18 protein-coding genes and 1 pseudogene are annotated in these 22,683 nt (G+C 49.6%); 17 read left to right on the top strand and 2 right to left on the bottom strand.

Features of this window, described 5'->3' with window-relative positions; genetic code table 11:
- The first annotated feature begins 4 nt into the window (after nucleotides 1-4).
- Together ACKXGA_RS06155 and ACKXGA_RS06150 are read left to right on the top strand one after the other, a co-directional pair.
- Entirely contained in the window at nucleotides 5-679 is a 675-nt protein-coding gene (locus tag ACKXGA_RS06155; protein ID WP_117950304.1) for a tetratricopeptide repeat protein, read from the top strand.
- 99 nt (nucleotides 680-778) lie between these two features.
- Nucleotides 779-1,102, top strand: coding sequence for a DUF3847 domain-containing protein (locus ACKXGA_RS06150; protein ID WP_423730284.1), 324 nt, complete (start codon nucleotides 779-781; stop codon nucleotides 1,100-1,102).
- A 260-nt stretch (nucleotides 1,103-1,362) separates the two neighbouring features.
- Here ACKXGA_RS06150 and ACKXGA_RS06145 read toward each other — a convergent pair whose 3' ends face one another.
- Nucleotides 1,363-2,568, bottom strand: coding sequence for an IS110 family transposase (locus ACKXGA_RS06145; protein WP_117554713.1), 1,206 nt, complete (start codon nucleotides 2,566-2,568; stop codon nucleotides 1,363-1,365).
- Nucleotides 2,569-3,052: 484 nt separating this feature from the next.
- Nucleotides 3,053-3,865, bottom strand: coding sequence for a PD-(D/E)XK nuclease family transposase (locus tag ACKXGA_RS06140; RefSeq protein ID WP_117527663.1), 813 nt, complete (start codon nucleotides 3,863-3,865; stop codon nucleotides 3,053-3,055).
- A 101-nt stretch (nucleotides 3,866-3,966) separates the two neighbouring features.
- On the opposite strand from ACKXGA_RS06140, the gene mobQ reads away from it, so the two are divergent.
- The 15 genes and pseudogenes from mobQ (at nucleotide 3,967) to ACKXGA_RS06065 (ending at nucleotide 22,641) form a co-directional block, all read left to right on the top strand.
- Entirely contained in the window at nucleotides 3,967-5,544 is a 1,578-nt protein-coding gene (mobQ, locus tag ACKXGA_RS06135) for a MobQ family relaxase (RefSeq protein ID WP_423730389.1), read from the top strand.
- 14 nt (nucleotides 5,545-5,558) lie between these two features.
- Nucleotides 5,559-5,732, top strand: a complete 174-nt coding sequence (locus tag ACKXGA_RS06130) for a hypothetical protein (protein ID WP_117527659.1) — start codon at nucleotides 5,559-5,561, stop codon at nucleotides 5,730-5,732.
- Nucleotides 5,733-5,774: 42 nt separating this feature from the next.
- Nucleotides 5,775-7,097 (top strand): annotated as a pseudogene (locus tag ACKXGA_RS06125) (VirD4-like conjugal transfer protein, CD1115 family); the annotation flags it as partial.
- Between the two features lie 245 nt (nucleotides 7,098-7,342).
- Complete coding sequence (locus ACKXGA_RS06120; protein ID WP_005361081.1) at nucleotides 7,343-7,558, top strand: Maff2 family mobile element protein; 216 nt, start codon at nucleotides 7,343-7,345, stop codon at nucleotides 7,556-7,558.
- 10 nt (nucleotides 7,559-7,568) lie between these two features.
- Entirely contained in the window at nucleotides 7,569-8,432 is an 864-nt protein-coding gene (locus ACKXGA_RS06115) for a VirB6/TrbL-like conjugal transfer protein, CD1112 family (RefSeq protein WP_423730283.1), read from the top strand.
- Nucleotides 8,433-8,470: 38 nt separating this feature from the next.
- Entirely contained in the window at nucleotides 8,471-8,923 is a 453-nt protein-coding gene (locus ACKXGA_RS06110) for a SpoVG family protein (RefSeq protein WP_015542955.1), read from the top strand.
- Nucleotides 8,923-9,480: an MT-A70 family methyltransferase gene (locus ACKXGA_RS06105; RefSeq protein WP_015542954.1), complete on the top strand. Its 558-nt coding sequence runs from the start codon at nucleotides 8,923-8,925 to the stop codon at nucleotides 9,478-9,480. Before ACKXGA_RS06110 ends, ACKXGA_RS06105 begins: the two co-directional genes overlap by 1 nt.
- Nucleotides 9,477-10,223, top strand: coding sequence for a hypothetical protein (locus ACKXGA_RS06100; RefSeq protein WP_227199217.1), 747 nt, complete (start codon nucleotides 9,477-9,479; stop codon nucleotides 10,221-10,223). The genes ACKXGA_RS06105 and ACKXGA_RS06100 overlap by 4 nt, the downstream gene beginning before the upstream one ends.
- Nucleotides 10,224-10,259: 36 nt before the next feature.
- Nucleotides 10,260-10,694 carry a PrgI family protein gene (locus ACKXGA_RS06095; RefSeq protein ID WP_158424851.1) on the top strand — a complete coding sequence of 145 codons (435 nt, stop codon included), beginning with the start codon at nucleotides 10,260-10,262 and terminating at the stop codon, nucleotides 10,692-10,694.
- Entirely contained in the window at nucleotides 10,594-13,068 is a 2,475-nt protein-coding gene (locus ACKXGA_RS06090; RefSeq protein WP_262590908.1) for a VirB4-like conjugal transfer ATPase, CD1110 family, read from the top strand. Before ACKXGA_RS06095 ends, ACKXGA_RS06090 begins: the two co-directional genes overlap by 101 nt.
- A gap of 33 nt (nucleotides 13,069-13,101) precedes the next feature.
- A complete protein-coding gene (locus ACKXGA_RS06085) occupies nucleotides 13,102-15,780 on the top strand; it encodes a CD1108 family mobile element protein (protein WP_158424852.1) in 2,679 nt (892 codons plus the stop codon).
- Between the two features lie 18 nt (nucleotides 15,781-15,798).
- Nucleotides 15,799-16,044, top strand: coding sequence for a DUF4315 family protein (locus tag ACKXGA_RS06080; RefSeq protein ID WP_025577937.1), 246 nt, complete (start codon nucleotides 15,799-15,801; stop codon nucleotides 16,042-16,044).
- Nucleotides 16,034-17,146 carry a DUF4366 domain-containing protein gene (locus ACKXGA_RS06075; protein WP_055156909.1) on the top strand — a complete coding sequence of 371 codons (1,113 nt, stop codon included), beginning with the start codon at nucleotides 16,034-16,036 and terminating at the stop codon, nucleotides 17,144-17,146. The genes ACKXGA_RS06080 and ACKXGA_RS06075 overlap by 11 nt, the downstream gene beginning before the upstream one ends.
- A gap of 99 nt (nucleotides 17,147-17,245) precedes the next feature.
- Nucleotides 17,246-22,096: a class B sortase gene (srtB, locus tag ACKXGA_RS06070; RefSeq protein WP_423730282.1), complete on the top strand. Its 4,851-nt coding sequence runs from the start codon at nucleotides 17,246-17,248 to the stop codon at nucleotides 22,094-22,096.
- Between the two features lie 62 nt (nucleotides 22,097-22,158).
- Complete coding sequence (locus ACKXGA_RS06065) at nucleotides 22,159-22,641, top strand: hypothetical protein (RefSeq protein ID WP_025577932.1); 483 nt, start codon at nucleotides 22,159-22,161, stop codon at nucleotides 22,639-22,641.
- The last annotated feature ends 42 nt before the right edge of the window (nucleotides 22,642-22,683 follow it).

Genomic DNA, 22,683 nt, shown 5'->3' with positions numbered 1-22,683 from the left:
AAGTATGGAAGACATCAATACCTTAACTCAAAAAGCCAATTCAGGTGACGCTGTTGCCATGCGTAAGCTGGGTTATGAATACCTGATTGGAAAAAACATTCAAAAAGACGAAAAAAAGGCATTTCAACTTTTCCGTGCAGCTGTTTGGGAAGGCGATTTGAATGCGACAATATACTGTGGCTATTGCTGTAAAACTGGTGCCGGTCTTGAAAAGCCTAACATCGTCGCAGCCGCACGATACTACGAGTATGGTGCACGTGCAGGAGTTGCCGCAGCGCAATATGAACTTGCCAGAATCTATATTGATAAAGAGATGGGGGATGCTTGCTTTATTGGCGGTGCTAATCCGTATATTGGTTGTGAGCGTTGGCTAAAAAAGGCGGCTGAACAAAACTATATTTATGCAGAAGAACTCCTTGCAGATAAATACTATGAAGGTGCCTATATTGTTAAGGATGTCAAAGCTGCAATTTACTGGTACGAAAAAGCTGCAAATCAGGGTAGTGTCTATGCAATGTATCAAGCAGGCTACGTCTACTACACTGTGCCAATTGACTATAATAAAGCTGGACAGTGGTTCTCTCTTGCAGCGGAAAAAGGCAATAAGGATGCTGAAGATGTATTGCGCAACCATCTAAGGTACAACCGTTTTACTAAGAAATGGGATGCTATTCGCTAATCGTATAAATCTTTTTATATAGCTCAAGAACCAGCGTATCTGTGAGATTCCAAAGCTCATAGATGCGCTGCTCCTTTTTTAAATCATTAGAGGAGCGTGATGCCATTGACCCAACCAAAAAACAGCCTATCCTACCTCCGCAGCGAAAAATCCAAAGCCGAACAAAAGCTGCGCTCTTGTCAGCACCGGGAGAAAATCCTTGAACGTCAGATGTCAAAGCTGAACCGGAGAGAGCGTGTGCATCGCCTTTGCACTCGTGCCGGAATGCTGGAAAGCTTTTTGGTCTGTCCGGGAGAACTGACCGACGATCAGGTGATGGAGCTTCTGAAGATCTCGTTCCGTCAGCCGGAAGTCGTACTGGCTCTTACAAAGATGGTGCATGATGTTCACGAACGCAGCAACGTCCAAAACCCTTTAGAATAAAGACCTGCTAATAAAAGTCAAGCCCTAAAATAAGAAAATTCGCCAACCAACCGCTGCCCATGACAAACAGCATTCAAATGCTAGTCAAAACACAGCGAGGGCGACGGAGGGGATAGCAAAGCAAGCCCAGCCAGCCCCCGCAAAATCAGGATAGCATTTGAATGCTTCGGTTTGTCAAGGGTTCGCTGCGCCAGCTAAGTGGTTCTTTGGATTTAGCTCAGGCTCAAGAGGAAATTACGTCCAAAAACAAATATCCATGCTTACTGTGAGCGTTCGGAGTCCATTACAGCTTTCACTTTAGCGTAGTAGATTCGTAAGAACTTGTTGGCCGAAGCCATCATGTAAACTTTGTAGGGCTTTCCCTCTGAGCGCTTTTTGTTCATGAACTGAAAAACAGGTTCATCCTGTGGCTGTGTTTGCAAAATAACAGTCATAATCAGAAAAAGTGTTCTTCGCAAAACTGCTGAACCAACTTTGCTGATTCCTTTGTCATTCCCAACGACCTTGCCAGAGTCGTTTGGCTGCGGCTCAATTCCCGCAAAAGCAATGAGAGATTTCTTGGAGGAAAAGCGGCGGACATCTCCGATTTCGGCCATCAGCTGAGGGCCGAGAGAAGGGCCGACGCCGTACATTTCCATCACGGTGTCAAATTCAGGAAGCTGCTGAGAGAGGCGAAGCATTTCCTGCCGGAATGCAGCAACTGACTGAGATACGGCTTTCAATTGAGCGACCTGTTGCTGGATAAGGAGTTTTGAGGTGGGCGATTTCGGAAGAGAAGCGGAATTAACGGCACAGGCATAGATCTCGTCCGATTTTGAACGAGTGAAAACGTATCCGTGTTTCTGGCACCACTTCAGATATTTTTTGGCAAAAGCATTCGCAGAAAGACTTGAAACGCACTCGCTGTGCCAGAAGTCTCCAATAAAATCGACCCATTTCTCGCACCCATTGTTCTTCACGGGGCTTGAAAACAATTTATTTGCATCTGGAAAGGTCAGGTCAAGAGATGAAATCAGATTATTCTTCAGCATAGTACGAATCGCTACGGCCTGCTGGTATTGGCGATAACAATTTTTCAAAGCCAGCCGGGTATCATCTTCTGGAAGGTACTGCCGCAGCCGTGTCCACTTGTCGAGCGTATAGTTGGCGATTTTAACAGCGTCTTTTTTGTCCGTCTTGACACGTCTTAAACTGTTGTTGTCGTAGTCGTGAATTAGAACAGGGTTGACTACGGAAACAAATAAGCCCGCATCGTGTAAAACGAAAGCAACCGGTTTGTGGTAATTCCCGGTGGCTTCCAGAACAACGCGGGTCTCTCCGTCCAGAGCTTTGAGCTTCTCCGCCAGATCGTGCAGGTTCTGGGCGGTATGTAAAACTTCAAAAGGTTCGAGTACCACTTCTCCGAAGGGGCGCATAACACAAACCATGCTCTTCCCTTTGGAAACGTCAATGCCTACTGCGTTCATGATCTTTCCTCCATTTTTTGTATTTGCAACCGGAATCCATCTTTACTCGTTGCCGATTCAATCTATTGGGTGACACGAACGCTCCGCTTGGCGGTGGCTCAACCTGCTTAAAACGAATGCTACAACAAGAGAGATGGCGAACTGTCTTTGTTGCGGGCGTAACTGCCCAGGGCGCAATGCGTCAGCCGATTACTCTCTTATTGTAACTTAGGTACGAGTTGGAATGGAATATGGCTGGCTACCATATCCGGTCCCAACCCTATTGTAATAGGGCGCAATTATACACCGTTCCGGTGAAATTGCGGTCTTGCAGACGGCTCGATGAAATCGAAGCTGGCGTTTGTGCGCCAGCCCGATTCCATCCCAAGGAAAACTGCATTTTCCTTGCGCTGCTACCGCAGCTATCCTTTTGCTCGCTACCATAAAACACGCATAGAAAAAGCCGATTGGAAACAGCAACATTTCCAATCGGCTTATCTTTTTGTTAGGCAGATTTCTTTTCAGCTAATGCCCGGACTTCCTCAATTGAAAGGTCGGTGTACTTTGCCACCTTTTCACAAGGCACACCATCTGCCAACATTGCCAATGCGTGTTTGACCGATGTTTCATGCTCGGTTTCATCCCGCATCTTTTCCATAGCTCTGCACATAGCTGCCACTCCCTTCGTGTCTTCTTTGAAATAACGAACCCTCTGTGCCAAAATGGAATAATTCATATCCTTCGAGTTGGTACAGAAAAAGTCGTGCATCAGTTTTCCTAATGCGGTTTCGTCCTTGATTTGTGAGTTTACATAAACGATGTGAGCCTGATCATTAAAAAACGTTCCAGTTTCCCGAATTGTACGGTCAACATGATAAATTGGAAGGCCGGCCTTTAATACGTCATTTTCGGTGATAAAGATAACGTATGTTTCGTTCAGCGCATCGTAATCATCGCCCGCATCAGTCAAGTTTGCATCCAGCAGACTGCTATTGTACCGTGCGCGTTTTTCACTAGCACCACGGTCACTGCGCTGCACCTCAATATTATATGCACGGTTTTCCCGATCCACTGCCAAAATATCCAATCGGACTGAACGGCCTTGCAGATTTTTGATGCTGTACTGACCATGAACCTCTTTAACGGTCAAATCATCCCGTTTCAAGATGATCTGCAAAAGAAACTCAGCACAGGCGCGTTCTTCAAACACCGCAGCCATGAAATCATCATCAATCAACCGCAATCCACGCAGCCGCTGCAAATCTTCTTCATGTTTCCGTTCAAAATCCAACTCTTGTTGTGATTTTCTTTCCGACATTGGTTCACCAACTTTCTGCTTGCTTATTCAAATTAATAGTACCATAAGTTCGTGATTTTTACAAGAGAACGATTCAAATATCATCAACGGGGGTGATGCCTATTCCGTGTCCGCATTTCAAAATTACTATCGTCAAACGCAGCCAAGGGCAGTCCGCTGTTGCCGGGGCCGCTTACCAGAGCGGCGAACGGCTGTTCAGCGAGTACGACCAGAAAACAAAATTTTACAACAAGAAGAAAGAGCTTGTCCATGCTGAGATTATGCTGCCGTCCCATGCGCCGCCCGGATATGCAGACCGGGCAACCCTCTGGAACGCCGTAGAAGCCGTAGAGAACCAATGGAACTCGCAGCTTGCCCGGCGCATCGTGCTGGCTTTTCCGGTGGAAATCCCGAAGGAGCAGTATCTGTCCATGATAAAGGAATTTTGTCAGGAGCAGTTTGTTTCCAAGGGCATGATCGCTGACTTTGCCATCCATGACAAGGGCGATGGTAACCCACACGCCCACATTCTGCTGACGCTCCGAGCAATAGACGAATACGGCAAGTGGTTGCCGAAAGCCAGAAAGGTTTATGACCTTGATGAGAACGGTGAGCGCATCCGGCTCCCCTCCGGCAACTGGAAGTGCCACAAGGAAAACACGGTGGACTGGAACGACCAGAAGTACGCCGAGGTCTGGCGGCATAGCTGGGAGACCATCACCAACCGCTATCTTGAAGCGGCTGGTAGACCAGAACGTGTTGACCTACGCTCCTTTGAGCGGCAGGGCATCCAGCAGATACCGACCGTCCATCTCGGCCCCGCCGCACACCAAATGGAAAAGCGTGGAGTGGAGACTTTTCTCGGCAATCTGAACCGGGATATTCGTGCGGCCAACAGCCTGATGCAGTCTATCCGCAGCGCGATTCGTGGGCTGCAACGCTGGATCACAGACCTGAACGAAAAGAAGCAGCTTCTTCTGGACGCTCTGGAAAAGGCGAAGGAACCCACGCTGTCCGACCTGCTGGTGGATTACTTCAATCTCCGCAATGAGCAGCGCACCGATTGGTCTGGCAAGGCAAAACTGAAATGCACTGTCCAGGACTTTGAGGAAGTCAAACGGGCTGTGGACTATCTGAAAGCCCATTCCCTGAACTCCATCGAGGATTTGGACACCGCAATTTCTAACCTGAACCAGACTGCCGCCCCTCTCCGCAGGCAGTTGAAACAGAACGAAAACCGTATGCGGACAATCGCCCAGATCAGGGACGCTGCTGCCGTCCATGCCAAGCTGAAGCCCATCCATGATACCTTTATGAAGAAAAACTTCAAGCTAACCAAGGACGCTTACGCTGCCCAGCACAAAGAGGAGCTGGACACCTTTAATAAAGCTGTCCGCACCCTGATGAAGCTGAACGGCAGCACAACAGTGGATTTTTCGGCATTGGATGCCGAATTTTCTGCGCTGCAATCCGGCAGCGCAGAACTGCGCACCCAACTGGAAACCTTGCAGCCGGACATCTCTGCCTTGAAAAATATCCGCAAGTATATCGACATGGTGCTGAATAAGCAGCAGCTTTCCGCACCGGGCGGCAAGACCCCGGAAAAGGAATCGGTGCTGAAGAAGTTGAACGATAGCAAGGCAGCACTTGAACAGAAAAAATCACAGACCCAGCCAAAAGAAAGCGAACACACATTGTAAGAGGAGAAGCGCAAATGAGCAAAACTATCACATTGACCGAACATCGCCCTGCGGATGGAATGTTGACCATGCGAGTCAGAAACACAACTTACAACGTCAACATTTTTTTCAATCCGAGCTCAAAGAACACATTAGACACTCAAATGCGGAAAATCATTCAAAAAGAAGCGAAAGCTGGTAATTTTTGAATTTACAGCAGCATCTTGATTTTTTATCTTGACAAAATGCAGCCCAAAGGTACAGTCCTTGTGGAATGCGGAAAGATGTTACAGCGAGGCACGCCAAAGCTGGACAAGGACGGAAAGCCTGTGCGGAATGAAAAAGGAAAGATCATCTATGAGCCCTATAAAATACGGGTATTCAATACGATCAATTTTCAGAAAAGTATGCACTTTAACCCATTCGCCTACATTCATTCCGAGAAAGATATTTTGAAAATCGTCACGACTCTGATCTCCAATACCAAAGGCGAAGGAAAAGCCGGAGACGATTTCTGGGTCAAAGCAGAAACCCTGCTCTATACGGCACTGATCGGATATATCTACTATGAAGCCCCGGCAAACGAACAGAATTTTGCCACACTGGTAGAAATGCTGAACGCAATGGAGGTCCGTGAGGATGATGAATCGTTCAAAAATGCCGTTGACCTTCTCTTTGACGCGCTGGAACAAAAAGACCCGGATCATTTTGCCCTGCGTCAATATAAGAAATATAAGCTCGCTGCCGGAAAAACAGCAAAGTCGATCCTTATTTCCTGTGCTTCCAGACTGGCTCCTTTTGACATTAAAGAAGTCAGGGAAATTACCATGTATGACGAACTGGATCTGGATATGCTGGGGGATGAACGGACTGCTCTTTTCCTTATTATGAGTGATACGGACGGGACCTTTGCATTTTTGATCAGTCTGATCTATTCCATTTTGTTTAACCGCTTGTGCGAACGGGCAGATGATATATATGGCGGAAGGCTTCCCATCCATGTACGCTGCCTGATCGACGAGGCGGCAAATATCGGGCAGATCCCGAACCTGGAGCGTCTTATGGCGACCATCCGAAGCCGTGAGATCTCTGCCTGCCTGGTGCTGCAGGCGCAAAGCCAGCTCAAAGCCCTGTATAAAGACAACATGGACACCGTCATCGGTAACTGTGACGCCTCTCTTTTCTTAGGAGGCAAAGAAGAAACCACCTTAAAAAGCTGGAACTCCCTATTGGGGAAAGAGACCATCGACCTGTATAACACCAGTGTCACAAAGGGCAATCAGGAATCCCACGGACAAAATTTTCAAAAGCTGGGAAAGGATCTGATGTCGGTGGATGAACTGGCAGTTATGGACGGGGGCAAATGTCTGCTGCAGATCAGGGGTGTGCGGCCGTTCCTCTCCCGGAAATACGATATAACCAAACACCCAAATTACAAACTGCTTTCCGATTTTAATGAGAAGAACGCTTTTAATATCGAAAAGTTTCTTTCTACCCGGATGCCGATGCGTCCCGGTGAACGATACCGCAATTATGAAGTCACAGCCGAAGATCTGGCTTCCCAGACTTTATAGAGTTGTTCCTGCCTGTCAAAGCATGATGCCCCGGCAGGCTTTGTTTTTGTCACGATGAAAGGAGGATTTTTTGAGGATTCGTGATTCTCCCTGAAAAGTAAATAACCGCAGGATTCTTCCTGCCCCATGCCGCCGTGCTGTTTGAAACAGATTTTTTTCTAAAAACAGTGCGGCGACTTTTTTTGTTTCCGGCCTGATACGGCCATATCACAAATTAAAATTTCTGAAATTAAAGGAGGAACATTATGGCATTTTTTGCAAGCGCGATTGATACTTTGAAGATCCTTGTGATCGCCCTGGGCGCAGGTCTGGGCGCATGGGGTGTTGTAAACCTTCTCGAAGGTTACGGAAATGATAACCCAGGTGCAAAATCCCAGGGGATCAAGCAGCTTATGGCAGGCGGAGGTATCGCTCTGGTTGGTGCAACGCTGATTCCGCTGCTTTCCGGCCTGTTCGGTTAAGGGCTGATTTATGGGCAGTCTGTTTGAACGGATAACAGACTGGATTAAAGAGGGCTTGATCGATGCGATCACCGGACAGTACACCAGCATTTTCAACTCCGTCAACAATCAGGTTGCGGATGTGGCAAATCAAGTAGGACAGACCCCGCAGGGCTGGAATGGCGGCGTATTTTCCATGATCCAAAATCTTTCGGAAACTGTCGTCATTCCCATTGCGGGCATGATCCTGACCTTTGTTCTGGTGTATGAACTGATCCAGATGATTCTCGAAAAGAACAACATGCACGAATTCGATACATTCAACATCTTCAAGTGGATTTTCAAGACTTTTGTTGCCACTTACCTGCTCACCAACTGTTTTACGATTGTGATGGCGGTCTTTGATGTGGCCCAAAATGTGGTGTCGCAAAGTGCCGGTGTCATAAACGGGAACCTGGATGTGCAGGCGGCGTTGTCTAATCTGGAAACCCAGCTTGAAGCAATGGGAATGTGGGAACTGATTGGACTGTGGCTGGAAACCAACATCATCAATCTGTGTATGTGGGTACTGTCCATCGTGATCTTTGTCATTGTATATGGCCGTATGATCGAGATTTATTTAACCGTGAGCCTTGCACCGATCCCGTTTTCCACAATGGCAAACCGGGAATGGGGACAAATGGGAACCGGGTATCTGCGTTCCCTTTTTGCCCTGGGTTTTCAGGGTTTTTTGATTCTGATCTGTGTTGCCATTTATGCAGTGCTGGTCCAGTCTATCCCATCGTCCGGCGACGTGCACGGCGCGATCTGGGGAACGGCGGGTTATACGGTACTGCTGGCCTTTGCCCTGTTTAAGACAGGTTCGTTATCCAAATCCATATTTAATGCAAGATAGCATGAACAAAACCAATTCTAAAAAGGAGGATTTTATATATGAGTAAAACCAATACAGAAAAAATGGCGCCGGAGACACAGACGCCGGAAATGACAAACGGCATGAAGCTGGATGTCCGCGTGCGTCCGATCGCCCCAATGGGAAACCTGCTGGCGTTTGCCAATGTTACGATTGGCGGATGCTTTAAGATTGACGGCTTCCGTATCTGTTCCAGTGAAAAGGGGCTGTATGTCAATATGCCCGCAACCCAGGATAAGGGAGGCAACTGGAAAGATGTCTGCTGGCCGGTTACGGCAGAGTTCCGCAAACAGCTTAATGACGCTCTGATCGATGGGTATGGGCAGGCTATTGAAAATTTGCAAGCAACTCTTGAAGCAACAAAGGGAGCTGCGGAAAAACCTTCCCTGACCGGTGCATTGAAGGAAAATGCCGGTAAGGTCAAAGAACAGCCGGCCAAACCTGCCCCATCTAAGAATGAGCAGGCTCGCTAATGCCGGAAACGAAACAGTACGGCATTATCTATGCCGATCCGCCCTGGCGCTATGATAGGAAACATGGAAGCGGCGTTGCGGAGAACCATTACCCCACAATGAGCATTGAAGAAATCTGTGCCCTGCCGGTATCGGAACTTGCCGCAAAAGACAGCACCCTTTTTCTGTGGGCGACCTTCCCGCAGCTCAATGAAGCCTTCCGGGTGATCGATGCCTGGGGATTCAAATATAAAACGCTGGCTTTTCTATGGCTCAAACAGAACCGGAAAGCGGATAGCTGGTTTTATGGCATGGGCTTTTGGACCCGATCTAATGCGGAGGTCTGCCTGCTGGCAACCAGAGGCCGACCGAAACGCCAGTGTGCGGGAATCCATCAGTTTGTAATCTCCCATATTGAGCAGCACAGCAAGAAACCGGACGAGGTGCGGGATAAGATCGTAAAACTCATGGGCGATCAGCCCAGAGTGGAACTGTTTGCAAGACAAAAGACACCCGGCTGGGATGTGTGGGGCAATGAAGTGAACTGTACGCTGACTATGCCGGAGCGAAAGGGGTGATTTTGATAGAACAAGATGCAAAGCGGCTGCTTATGGAACGGCTGGACGAGTGTTTGAAGGTTCATGCGGATATGCTGGATGCACAGAACATCGGCAGCATTTACGAGTTGCAGGGACTTTCGGAACTCCACTATTATCTGAAGGTTGAGCATGTATTTACTCCGGCGGAAGTAGAGGCACTTCTTTCTTTTCAGGACCCGTTGGATGTAGCCCGATGGTGCTGGGAAGAAAATAACCATGAACACAGTTTCCCGATCTGCGATCTTCTCAAAGAAATTGATGCAGAGCAAAAATTTGAACATTTCACAAGCGAGCCTTCCGCACAGGACAAATATACGCTCCTGATGAAACGACTGGGACAGAATTACTTTGCCTACCGGGAAAGCCTTATGTCAAAGGATAAGGAATCCTTAATTGAAAAAGCTGCTGAAATTACAGCCATGCAGGAGGCGTATTCCTATCTGACAACAAAGTTTGAGTTCGGGGATGAAATGCTGGATGATGTGCTGGCGCTTGAGAATCCTTTGAAATACTTTGCAGACCGTTGGCTTTTGCCAGTTTCGGATGTGTTCGACGTGGATATGGATATTCGGGAAAATATTGCCGGAATCCGAGACAGCCAGGAATACCTGTGTCAGAGAGGACCGGCTGTTTCTGTCCTGGCACGGCTGCAAAATGCGGCTCAGGAAGTGCGGGAATGTCCGGCTGCGGAGAAAGCGGTACGCGATTTTGGTGCACGCTAATGGACCGGAAACTATATTACGATGGGAGGTGTATAGATGCCTTATGTACCTGTACCAAAGGATTTAACCAAAGTTAAGACCAAGCTGGCCTTCAATCTGACGAAGCGCCAGCTTATTTGTTTCAGCCTTGCCGGGCTTGTCGGCCTTCCGGTGTATTTCTTTACCCGCGGGGCGATCGGGAACTCGGCGGCTGTACTTTTGATGATCGGGCTGATGATGCCCTTTTTCTTCTTCGCCATGTATGAGCGTGACGGGCAGCCGGCAGAAAAGATCTTGAAGAACCGGCTCCGTTATAAGCTCTGGCCGAAGGACCGTCCATACAGGACGGATAACCTGTATAAATCTATGTCAAAGAAGGAGGTTACAAAGATTGCCAAAAAACAAGCAGCAGGAAGCTCAGGAAAAGCGTCTGCAAAAAAACATCAGGCAGGCCAAAAAGACCGGAGCCGATGCAAAGCAGGGCAAGACTAAGTCTGCCCGTTCCAAGCCGTCTAAAAAAGGCGGCTTTTTTGCCGGGCTGAAAGCAGATGCCCCGCAGACGGTCCAGCAGAGCATTCCCTACCGTGAAATGTACCGGGATGGGATCTGCCGGCTGACCGATACCCTTTACACCAAAACGGTGCAGTTTTTTGATATTAACTATCAGCTTGCACAGGCAGATGATAAAGCACAGATCTTCGAGGGTTACTGCGATTTCTTAAATTACTTCGACGCCTCGATCCATGTGCAGCTTACCTTTATCAACCAGCGGGCCAATATGCAGGATTTTACCAAAAGCATTGACATCCCTCCCCGCGGCGACGAGTATGACGGAATCCGCAAGGAATACGGGGATATGTTAAAGAACCAGTTGCAGAAAGGAAATAACGGTCTCACCAAACGCAAATACATTACCTTTGGGATCGAGGCAGATGACCTGCGTACTGCGAAAATGCGTCTGGAACGCATTGAAACGGATGTGCTGGCAAATTTCAAGACTCTGGGAGTTCAGGCGAGATCCTTAAACGGACTGGAACGTCTGGAACTTCTTCACAGCCAGCTTCACCCGGACGGCCAGGAAAAGTTTCATTTCCAGTGGTCGGATCTGCCTAAGACCGGTCTTTCTACCAAAGACTTCGTTTCCCCATCCGGGCTGTCTTTTTCAAAGGATGGAAAGACATTTCGGGTAGGCGACCATTCCGGTGCTGTCTCCTTTTTGCAGATTCTAGCGCCGGAGCTTACTGACCGGCTTTTAGCGGATCTTCTTGACTTAAACGACGCCGTGACCGTCAACCTGCATATCCAGTCTATCGACCAGGCGCAGGCGATCCGAAACATCAAGCGCAAAATGTCGGACCTGCAGAAAATGACCATTGAGGAACAAAAGAAAGCGGTCCGATCCGGGTATGACATGGACATCATTCCCACCGACCTTGCCACCTATGGAGAGGAAGCCAAAAATCTTTTGCAGGATTTGCAGAGCCGCAATGAGCGCATGTTCCTTGTGACGGTACTGGTGGAAAATATCACTGCCAAACGCCAAAAGCTGTTCAATGATATTTTTGCCGCTTCGGGTGTGGCACAGAAATACAACTGTGCCTTAAAACGGCTGGATTACCAGCAGGAACAGGGGCTTATGTCCTCGCTTGCTCTTGGTACGAACCAGATTGAAATTGAGCGCGGGCTTACGACCAGCAGCACAGCGATTTTTGTACCGTTTACGACCTGTGAACTGTTCCAGGAGGGCGAGGCGTTGTATTACGGCCTGAACGCCCTTTCCAATAACCTGATCATGGCGAACAGAAAAACGCTGAAAAACCCCAATGGGCTGTTTCTCGGTACCCCAGGAAGCGGCAAATCTTTCTCTGCCAAGCGTGAGATCGTCAATGTGTTCCTTCTGACGGAGGACGACATCATTATCGCCGACCCGGAAAATGAGTATGGGCCGCTGGTACAGCAGTTCGGTTCCCAGGGGCAGGTCATTGATATTTCCCCTACTTCCACGAACTACATCAACCCGATGGACATCAATCTGGACTATTCCGATGATGAAAACCCGATCACTTTGAAAAGTGATTTTATCCTGTCGCTGTGTGACCTTATCATCGGCGGCAAAGAAGGACTTTCCCCCATTGAAAGGACGATCATCGACCGTTGTACCAGACTGGTGTACCGGGAATACCTGCAGGACCCGTGCCCGGAAAATATGCCGATCTTAGGTGATCTTTACGAGCTGCTTTTGAAACAGTCTGAACCGGAGGCACAGAATATCGCAACGGCGCTGGAAATCTATGTCAATGGTTCCCTTAACGTGTTCAACCACCGTTCCAATATCCAGATGGATAAACACCGGGTACTGTGTTTCCAGCTTAAGTCACTGGGAAAAGCCTTAAAGGAAATCGGGCTTTTGATCATGCAGGATGCGGTGTGGAACCGTGTCACGGCCAATCGCTCCAAACATAAAACAACCTGGTTCTATATCGACGAATTCCATCTTCTTTTGAAAGGGCAGACAGGAAGTTTCAGCGTGGAGATCTGGAAACGCTTCCGTAAATGGGGCGGAATCCCATCAGGTTTAACGCAGAATGTCAAGGACCTTCTGGCTTCCCGTGAGATCGAAAATATTTTTGAGAACTCGGACTTTATCTATATGCTCAACCAGGCCCAGGGAGACCGTCAGATTTTGGCAAAGCAGTTGGGAATCTCCCCGCACCAGCTTTCGTATGTGACCCATTCCGGTCCCGGCGAGGGGCTTTTGTTCTTTGGAAATGTGATCATCCCCTTTGTGGACCACTTCCCGAAGGACACACTCTTGTACAGCGTGCTTACCACAAGACCGGATGAAGTAGCGGGGACCAAAGCGTGAGACAAAAATTAAAATGGATCGGAGGTGAGAACAATGGCACACGACAGGGAATTTCAAAGGAAGCGCAAAGATACCCGGATGCCGGTGCGTGATTCCCACGGGGAGGATCAACCGGCAGCCAGGCAGACCGAACAGGATTTTGACCTGCGCAGGGCACGGGACACCCCTTCTTCTGTCAACGGCAAGACACACAGGCAGGACATCCCTGTACAGACGGAATTTTCCCATCTGTCACCGGAAACACCGGCGTCCTTGCTGGAACAGGGCGAAGCGTATGCAAACGCTTTGGATGGTTTTTCGGAACACTTTGAGACACCGGATGCTACCAGGACAGCGCCCCCGATACAGGACAACGTGCGAAGCAATTTCCGGCAGGAGGCTTCCAAGCGTTCTTTTGTAACAGAGGATGTGACAGACCATGATACCGGAAAATATGCTCCTTCTTCCGAAGGCTCAGCCCCACCGAACGGCACAGACAGATCCGGTCAGGAACACCGTTACCGAACACACCAGCATGGGAACAAATATCAGCAGCGTTTTCAGGAAGCGGCACAGGCGGAGGAACAGGCAGCGCAGAAGGAAAAGGGTATGGATAGCGAACCGCCGAAAACATCCAAGCTGGAATTTACTGCGGATGAACTACCGCCGGAGACAAAGGATAAAAAGCTCACCCATGCAAGACGGAAGGCGGAACGGACTGCACAAAAAGCAGAGCAGGCGCAAAATCGTCTACCTGCCCGGAAGAAACTGCGCATGGAGACGGTTTCCGACCCGGAGACCGGAAAAGCCAAAAAACACTTAAAATTTGAAAAGGAGGTCAAATCCCAAAAGGTCCATGTAAAAGGACCTGTACCCCTGCGTCCGGTCAAGGCGGGCGCCAATACTGCCATTGGTTACGCTCATAAAAAGATTTATGAGGCAGAGGATGAAAATGTGGGCATCAAGGCAGCCCACCGCTCTGAACTTGTGGGCGAGGCAGGGCTTCGCACGGCATATCACCGGCATAAAACTGCCCCCTACCGAAAGGCAGCGAAATTACAGCAAAAATCAGCAAAAGCAAACGCAAGACTTGCTTACCGGCAGGCTCTTAGCGACCACCCGGAGCTGAAGAAACATGCGATTGCCCGGATATGGCAGAAACAAAAACTGAAAAGGCAGTATGCCAAGGCTGCCCGTGAAGCCGGGAAACAGGCAAAAAATGCCGCAGTCGCAACAGAGAGGGTCAGCGTCGGTATTGTCCATGCGGTCAAACGGCACCCTGTAATCTGCCTTGTCCTCCTGCTTCTCCTTTTGGTAATTTTCCTGATCACATCCCTGTTTTCCACGTTCTCCAATATCGGGACCGGCGGTTTGGGAAGTCTGGCTGCTTCTACCTATCTTGCAGATGATCAGGACATCAACCAGGCGGAGCTTACCTATACCGAATGGGAAACGGATCTGCAAATGGAAATAGACCGGGTGGAATCAGACCGCCCCGGCTATGACGAATACCGGTATAACCTGGGCGCAATCGAGCATGACCCGTATGTGCTGATGGGGTATCTGACTTCTGCTTATCAGGGATTTACTTACGATGAAGTGGAAAGCGTGCTGCGGCAGCTTTTCCAGGAACAATATACCCTGTCCTTTTCAGAAGAAACCGAGATCCGTTACCGCACCGAAACTTCCGTTGATCCGGAAACCGGGGAAGAAACCCAGAAGGAAGTGCCTTATGAATGGCGCATCTTAAATGTCAAGCTCACAGTCACACCTCTAGAAAACCTGGTCGTTTCCCGGATGAACGCAGACCAGAAAGAGATCTGCGAGATCCTGCTGCAGACAAAAGGAAACCGCCAGTATGTCAAAAATGTCTTTGGCACCAACTGGCTCCCTTATGTGACCAGTTATTACGGCTACCGGGTACATCCCATCAGTGGGGAAAAGAACTATCACACCGGTGTGGACATCGGGATGCCGGAGGGCACAGAGATCCTTGCCGGGCATGACGGAACGGTCACCCTTGCGGGAAATGCCGGCGGTTATGGCTTGTGTGTCGCTATTGAAGGCGAGGCATACGAAGGACATACCCTGACGACCAAATACGGGCACTGTTCCCAGATCCTTGTTTCTGCCGGGCAGGAGGTCAAAGCCGGGGATGTGATCGCAAAGGTCGGGAATACCGGAAATTCTACCGGGGCCCACCTGCACTTAGAAGTCCTGGTTGACGGCCAGTATTTGAATCCCCTGTATTTTGCCGGTACCGGCGATACCAGCGAACGGCACCTGCCGGAAGTTGGTTCAGGCGGCACAGGAAACTACTTCGATTATGACATTCCACCGGAAGCCCTTGCGGATGAACAGTTTGCCGCAATGATGGCCGAGGCGGAAAAATATCTTGGCTATCCGTATGTATGGGGAGGCGCAAGCCCTTCCACTTCCTTTGACTGTTCCGGCTATGTGTCCTGGGTGATCAACAACTGCGGCGTTGGCTGGAATTTCGGAAGGCTGACCGCGGATGGTCTTTTAGGTGTATGTACGCCGGTATCAAGTGCGGATGCAAAACCGGGCGACCTGATCTTCTTCCAGGGGACCTACAACACCAGCGGCGCAAGCCATGTAGGGATCTATGTGGGAAATGGAATGATGATCCACTGTGGAGACCCGATTTCTTATGCAAACATCAATACAAGCTACTGGCAGCAGCATTTTTATACATTTGGGCGTCTGCCTTAACAGATTGGAGGTAATAAATTGAATCCTAAAATTGAAAAACTGGAAAAGGAAATTGAAAAGACCAAAACAAAGATTGCGGAAATGCAGGCAAAGCTCCATAAGCTGGAGGAACAGAAAACAGAGCTGGAAAATACCGATTATGTAGCGGTGGCGCGCAGTTTCAAACTGACGCCCCAGCAGCTTGCGGATTTTTTGAAATCACAGCAGGCAGCCCCTTCGGAAACTGTTTTACCGCAGGAGAAGGAGGATGTGCATGAGGCTTAAAAAACTTTCCCTGCTGCTGGCGCTTACGCTTCTTGTAAGTGTCAGCGCATTACCTGTAACGGCTCATGCCGGCGGTTCCAAAGACACCACACCGCCAACGCTGACTGCTTCCATGGAGGGCGATGCCCTGAAAATAGAAAGCAGTGACGATCTATCCGGCGTGGAGGCGGTCTTTGTTGATGAAAACCGTATCAACTCCCTCACCGACGGGAAAGCGTCGGTCGCACTGAAAGATTATGCCGGAACAGAAAAACAGGTAAGCATATACGCAAAAGATTATGCCGGCAACCGTTCTGATGTGGTAAAGCTGGATAATCCGTATTACAAAGAACCGGCTCCTGAAAAGAAACCTGCTACGGCAGCACCCCAGAGTCCGTCCGGTACACAGACAAAACCGCCTAAGGAAGAAAAACCTTCCGGCTCAAACGCTGCAACCCCCTCCGGCGGCGGAAATTCTTCCGGTTCAGATAACAGTACCGGACAGCAGGAAAATACTTCTGCGATCCCGGAAGGTGCATTTACCCCGGAAGGCACCGGAACGGTACAGGACAACATCAGCGGTACGGATGGGGAAAAGCAGTTTTACACCATCACTACGGACGCGGGCAATGTCTTTTATCTGGTGATCGACGGGAAACGGGAAGATAACAATGTCTACTTCTTAAACGGCGTCACAGAGTCCGACCTGATGGCGCTTGCAGAAAAGAACAATGGCAGCATGAGCATGATTCCCCAGGAAGAAAGCTGCAACTGCACAGAAAAATGTGAGGCAGGAAAGGTTAATACTGGCTGTCCGGTCTGCAAAAATGACTTAAATGGCTGCAAAGGAAAAGAAAAGCCGGCGGAAACTGAAAAACCGGCAGAACCGGAAAAGCCGAAGAAAGAAACCGGCAGCGTCGGCACGATCCTGTTTATCCTTGCTGCCTTACTTGCGGTCGGCGGGATCGGTTACTATGTAAAAATCGTGCGTCCGAAACAGCAGGCCGAGGACGATGCGGAATTTGAGGATGACGGTTATGGCGAAGGCTTTGACCCGGATGAGGCATACGGGGAACCGGAATATCTTTCCGAGGATGATTTTGACGACAAGGACAGCAAATAAGGCTGTCCTTTTAGATTTTATGAAAGTGAGGATTTTTTCATGGAACATATCATAACCAGACGCCGCGGCTTTCGCAAGCTGTTGGCGTTTTTGCTTTGTATGGCAAGCATTTTGGGGCTTCTTCCGGCTCAGGCTTTTGCCATGTCTGTCGGACAGACGGCAAGCTCCTGGCTGGGCGACCAGTATGTGGGCTCTGATGGGAACCACTACCGTGCCCCGGCGCCTTACACCTATCTTGCCTACCATGCAGACGGAACCATCGATGTACACACCAGTTCCGGGGGCAATGCTTACCGGCACTATATGCTGACGGATTCTGACGGGATCAGCCACCAGGTTTACTGTGTGGAGAGCGGGATTCCTTACCATACTTCGGAAAATACCTATGTTTCGGAAAGCGGGACCAACAGCCAATACCTGAACCTGCTTCCTGCCGAGGCAAGGAGGGGGATCACCCTGACTGCGATCTATGGCTGGAAACCCGGTGCGGCGCTCCCTGTTTCCGGAATCAACGAGGATGACTATAAGATGGCAACCCAGATCATCCTTTGGGAATACCAGCAGCAGCTTAGAAGCGATCCGTACAACCGCCACGGAAACGGCCACGCAGATGGTGACCAGTATTTCAGCGTGATCGCCGGACGACCGGCTGAAAAAGCCTATGACTGGATTCTGGCACAGGTCGCTTCCCATTCCACAGTCCCTTCCTTTACTTCTTCTAAGAAAAGCGAAGCACCGGAACTGGAACTGAAATGGGATGTAGAAAAAAAGGTCTATACCCTGACGGTCACAGATACCAACAACTTGAAGATCGACCTGGAGGCTTTGAAAGGCAGCGGCGTTTCTGTGACAAGAAACGGAAATGAATACACCTTTACCAGCAGGCAGATGATGATGGATCCGGTGCTGTTTGAATTCCGAAAGAATATCCCGGTGGCAAATGACATGCTGATCTGGGGCAGACCAGGCTACCAGACCATGATGACCGGCGCCAGCGATCCGGTTTCCTTCTTTGTAAAGATCAAAACGGAAACTTACGGTACTGCAAAACTTGTCAAGACCAGTGAGGACGGCATTGTTTCCGGTATCACCTTCCATATTTCCGGTACGGACATTTTGGGAAATGAAGTCAATGAGGAAGTCACGACCGGAGAAAACGGCCAGATTGAAAAGAAGCTCCTGCCGGGAACCTATCTGGTAAAAGAGCTGCCGGTGGACCGCTATGTGACCCCTTCCGCACAGTACGTGACCATTGAAAGCGGGCAAACTTCTTCGGTACATTTCAGCAATATCCTGAAGAAGTTCCGCGTCCATGTGGTAAAGAGCGACGCTGATACCGGAAATGCCCAGGGGGACGCCACGCTTGCAGGGGCGACCTATGGGATCTTCCGTGATGGCGAACTGATCGACACTTATACTACCGGGCCGGATGGCAGCTTTATGACTCGCTATTATGTGTGCGGGGATAGCTGGACGATCCGGGAGATCGAACCGAGCACCGGGTATCTTCTGAATGAAACCGTTTATGAAGTGGGTGCATCCCCTTCCCTGTATGAAGTGGAACTCAATACCACAGAAAATCAGGTGACGGAAACGGTTATTTACGGAAATATCCAGCTTGTCAAGCACACCGATGACCTGGACCCGGATGTGCCTGAGGGCGAAAATACCGACGATCCCAATGCCGGTATCATCGAACGCCCGGAAGCAGGCGCAGTCTTTGAAATTTACTTAAAGGCAGCCGGAAGCTATGACGCGGCAAAGGAAAGTGAACGCGACCTTCTTACCACGGATGCGGATGGTTTTGCTTCCAGTAAACCGCTTCCGTATGGGCATTATACGGTCCATCAAATCGCAGGCGAGGAAGGCAAAGCCTTTGTCCCGGACTTTACGGTATTCATTTCCTCTGACGGAAAGACTTACAGCTATATCCTGAACAACCGCACCATCACAGCCCGTCTGAAAGTTGAAAAATGTGACGCAGAGACCGGAAAGATTATCCCTGTGACCGGAACCGGTTTTCAGATCAAGGATCTTTCCACCGGGGAATTTATCACCCAGACCGTCTACTATCCGAACCCGGAAACACTGGATACCTTCTATGTTTCTGACGAGGGCTGGCTGATGCTGCCGGAGCCTTTGGCCGCCGGGGATTATGAACTTTATGAGGTAGCTGCTCCTTACGGCTATGTGCTTTCCGACCAGCCGGTACCGTTTACCATTGACGGCAGCGAGGCGGTTGTGACGGTCACGCAGTACAATATGCCGCAGAAAGGCCAGCTTACCATCACAAAGACCGGAGAAGTATTTGCTTCTGTCCAGGAAAACGACGGACTGTACCAACCGGTATATGAGGTTGCCGGACTTCCCGGAGCGGTCTATGATGTGATCGCAGATGAAGATATTTATACCGGTGACGGTACCTTGCGGGCAGCAAAAGATACGGTTGTGGAAACACTTACGACCGGCGAGGACGGTTCAGCAAAAAGCGGGCCCCTTTATCTCGGCCGTTACCGGCTGGAGGAACGTCAGGCTCCTTCCGGCTGTGTGCTGAATCCTCAACCGGAATATGTGGAACTGACCTATGCGGGTGAGACCGTAGAGGTTACACAGACAGCGGCCGGTCTTTATGACGAACGCCAGAAAGTGGATGTCACACTTTTCAAGGCAATGGAGACCGATGACCTGTTCGGTCTTGGCATGAACGAGGAATATAAGGATATTTCCTTTGGACTTTATGCTTCCGCAGACCTGACGGCGACAGATGGCAGCGTGATCCCGGCAGGTGGACTTCTGGAAGTGGTCTCTGTTTCGTCTGTGGAATCCGGCGGTTACAGCGCTTCCTTCGCTTCCGACCTGCCTTTTGGCAGCTATTATGTCAAGGAACGCACAACCAACGGCGCCTATATCCTTTCGGATCAGGAATATCCGGTTGTCTTTGAGTATGCTGGTCAGGAAACCGCCCTGGTACAGATCCTTGTCAATGAAGGCGAGGCTGTTTCCAATGAACTTCTCCGTGGGCGTGTAGACGGTGTAAAAGTCGGGGAAAACCCGGAAGGCGGCGAGGATGTCACGCTTGCCGGTGCGCTCATGGGTCTGTTTAGACCTGATACCGAAGAATTTACTGAAGAAAATGCGCTGCTTACTGCTATTACCGGAAAAGACGGCAGTTTTTCCTTTGAGAACATTCCTTACGGACACTGGATCGTCAAGGAGATCTCTGCCCCTGACCTTTATACGGTAAGCCCGCAGCAGCACCATGTATATATCGGTGCAGACGGACAGCATATCGAGATCCGTGTGGAAAACACCCTGATCCGCGGCAGTGTTCAGGTAACCAAAACCGAAGCTGTGGAGGAACCTTCCCCTGTGGAAAAGGAGGATAAGAAAGACAAGAATTCTTTCCTGCGCTTCCTGTCCGGTGCAGTGTTTGACCTGTATGCGGATTCCAACGCCAACCAGGAATATGATCCTGACGATCAAAAGATCGGTACGCTGAAAGAAACCGATGCAGGCTATCATACGGCGGAAAACCTTCTGGCTGGCGGCTACTTTATCAAAGAAAGCAAAGCGCCGGAGGGCTATCAGCCTGACTCAAACGCTTACTATTTTTCCATCACAGAAGATGGACAGGTCGCAGTTGTGGAAAATGGAGAAGCCGGGCACGGATTTACCAATGAGGCTTACCGCGGCAACTTAAAGATCACAAAGGATTCCAGCGACGGGCGCAAAGATGGTTTTGCCATCGAGGTTAAGAGTGCGGACGGCTCCTACTGCGAGACATTCACCACTCCAAAATCCGGCGTGATTGAAGTTAAGGGCCTTCGTGTCGGTATTTATACCGTAACAGAAGTTGCAAACCGGGCAAGCAAGGATTACATCATTCCTGATGCCGCTACGGTGGAGATCAAGGCAGATCAGACATCTACGGTCCAGTTCTTTAATGAAAAACCGGAAAAGCCGGATAACCCAAAGAACCCGGAAAAGCCTTCTGTTCCCTCCAATCCTTCCACCCCTCAAAAGCCGGTACCGCAGACCGGGGATGATCCGTATATTTTCCTGTATGGCGGACTGCTGGCAGCCGCACTGATCGGCGGCAGCGTATTTGCTGTGTATTATTTCAAAAAGGGAAAATACAGCAGGACTTCCCTGAAAAGAACGGCTGTCGGGGTTTCTGTCCTTTCACTCTGCGTTCTGGTGGCTCTTGGCAGCGGTTTTTTGGTGTTCCGTGACTTGAACCAGTATGCTGAGAGTAAAGATGCCTATCGAGATCTTGCCGGATATGTGGAAGTACCGGAGCAGACAGCTTCCCCGGAGTCGGCACCCGATCCGACAGAACCAAAACGGGACGATACCGATATTGTCCTGCCTTCGGTAGACTTTGAAACGCTCCGTGAAAATGGACCGGACATCATCGGATGGCTTTCCCTTCCTGATACGGTGCTCAATTATCCGGTAACGCAGACCGACAACAACGAATATTACCTGAACCATCTTTATGACGGAACCTATAACAAGGTTGGCTGCCTGTTTGCCGATTATGAAAACCGGGCAGATTTTTCAGACCGCAATACGATCATTTATGGTCATAATATGCGGGATGGTTCCATGTTTGCGCTGCTGAACCGGTACGATGAACAAAGTTACTTTGATGCTCACAGGCAGATGTATCTCGTTACTCCGAAGGGTGGTTATGTCATGGAGATCTTTGCGGCTTTTGCAGCAAAGCCGGAAGAATCCGGCAGTGAAACTTCTCCCTGGCAGCTTTCCTGGAAGGATGACGGTGCTTATACTACCTGGCTTACAGCTATGAAGGAACGTTCTGCGGTGGAAAGTGATGTGACTGTGACCTGCAGCGATAAGGTACTGACCCTTTCTACCTGTACGCCGGGCGGCACAGGACGCTTCCTTGTCATGGGAAAACTCGTGAAAGTAGATAACGAAATATAGATTTTAGACGGTGCGGGGGCAAAAGCTCCCGCACCTGCTGTTTACAAGGAGGATTTTATTTTATGGTAAATACCATTATTTCCATTCCCGGCTATGTCCATCTTTACCGCTCACTTTTGCGGTTTTACGACATGCCGGAAAATGAAGTCCGGGAAATGCTCTATCTTCTGAATACGGCAAACCTGGACTGCTACGAGTATTATCACCCGGACCGCAGTGTGATCCAGAGCGGACCGGTCGCTTTTTGCGGATGGCTGGAAACGAAAGACTGCCGCCCTTACCGCACAGAGGTACAGCTTTACAAGTCGCTGCTGTTTTTGAAGCGCAGCATTGACCGTGACCTGATCGTATCAGCTCAGAGGGAGGCTCTGCAAACCCTGCGCTGTATCATCTCCAATCTGGAATACCGCTTTTATAAAGCCTATGGCATGGAGATCGAGGACAAACGCACGGTCTATGGGGAATGTACCTACCGTCTGGTTCCAAGGGAGGACGAACCCAGCGTGTGCCTGATGCACGACTGGATCTACCTGCCGAGTGCTTAAAATGTCCCGAATAATACACAATATTCGGGACAAAATAAGAAT

Origin of the sequence: Faecalibacterium hominis (ex Afrizal et al. 2022) (assembly GCF_049545105.1) — a bacterium.
GTDB lineage: Bacteria > Bacillota > Clostridia > Oscillospirales > Ruminococcaceae > Faecalibacterium > Faecalibacterium duncaniae.
The sequence above is the reverse complement of the archived record's forward strand: the minus strand, read 5'-3'. Positions and strand labels throughout refer to the sequence as shown.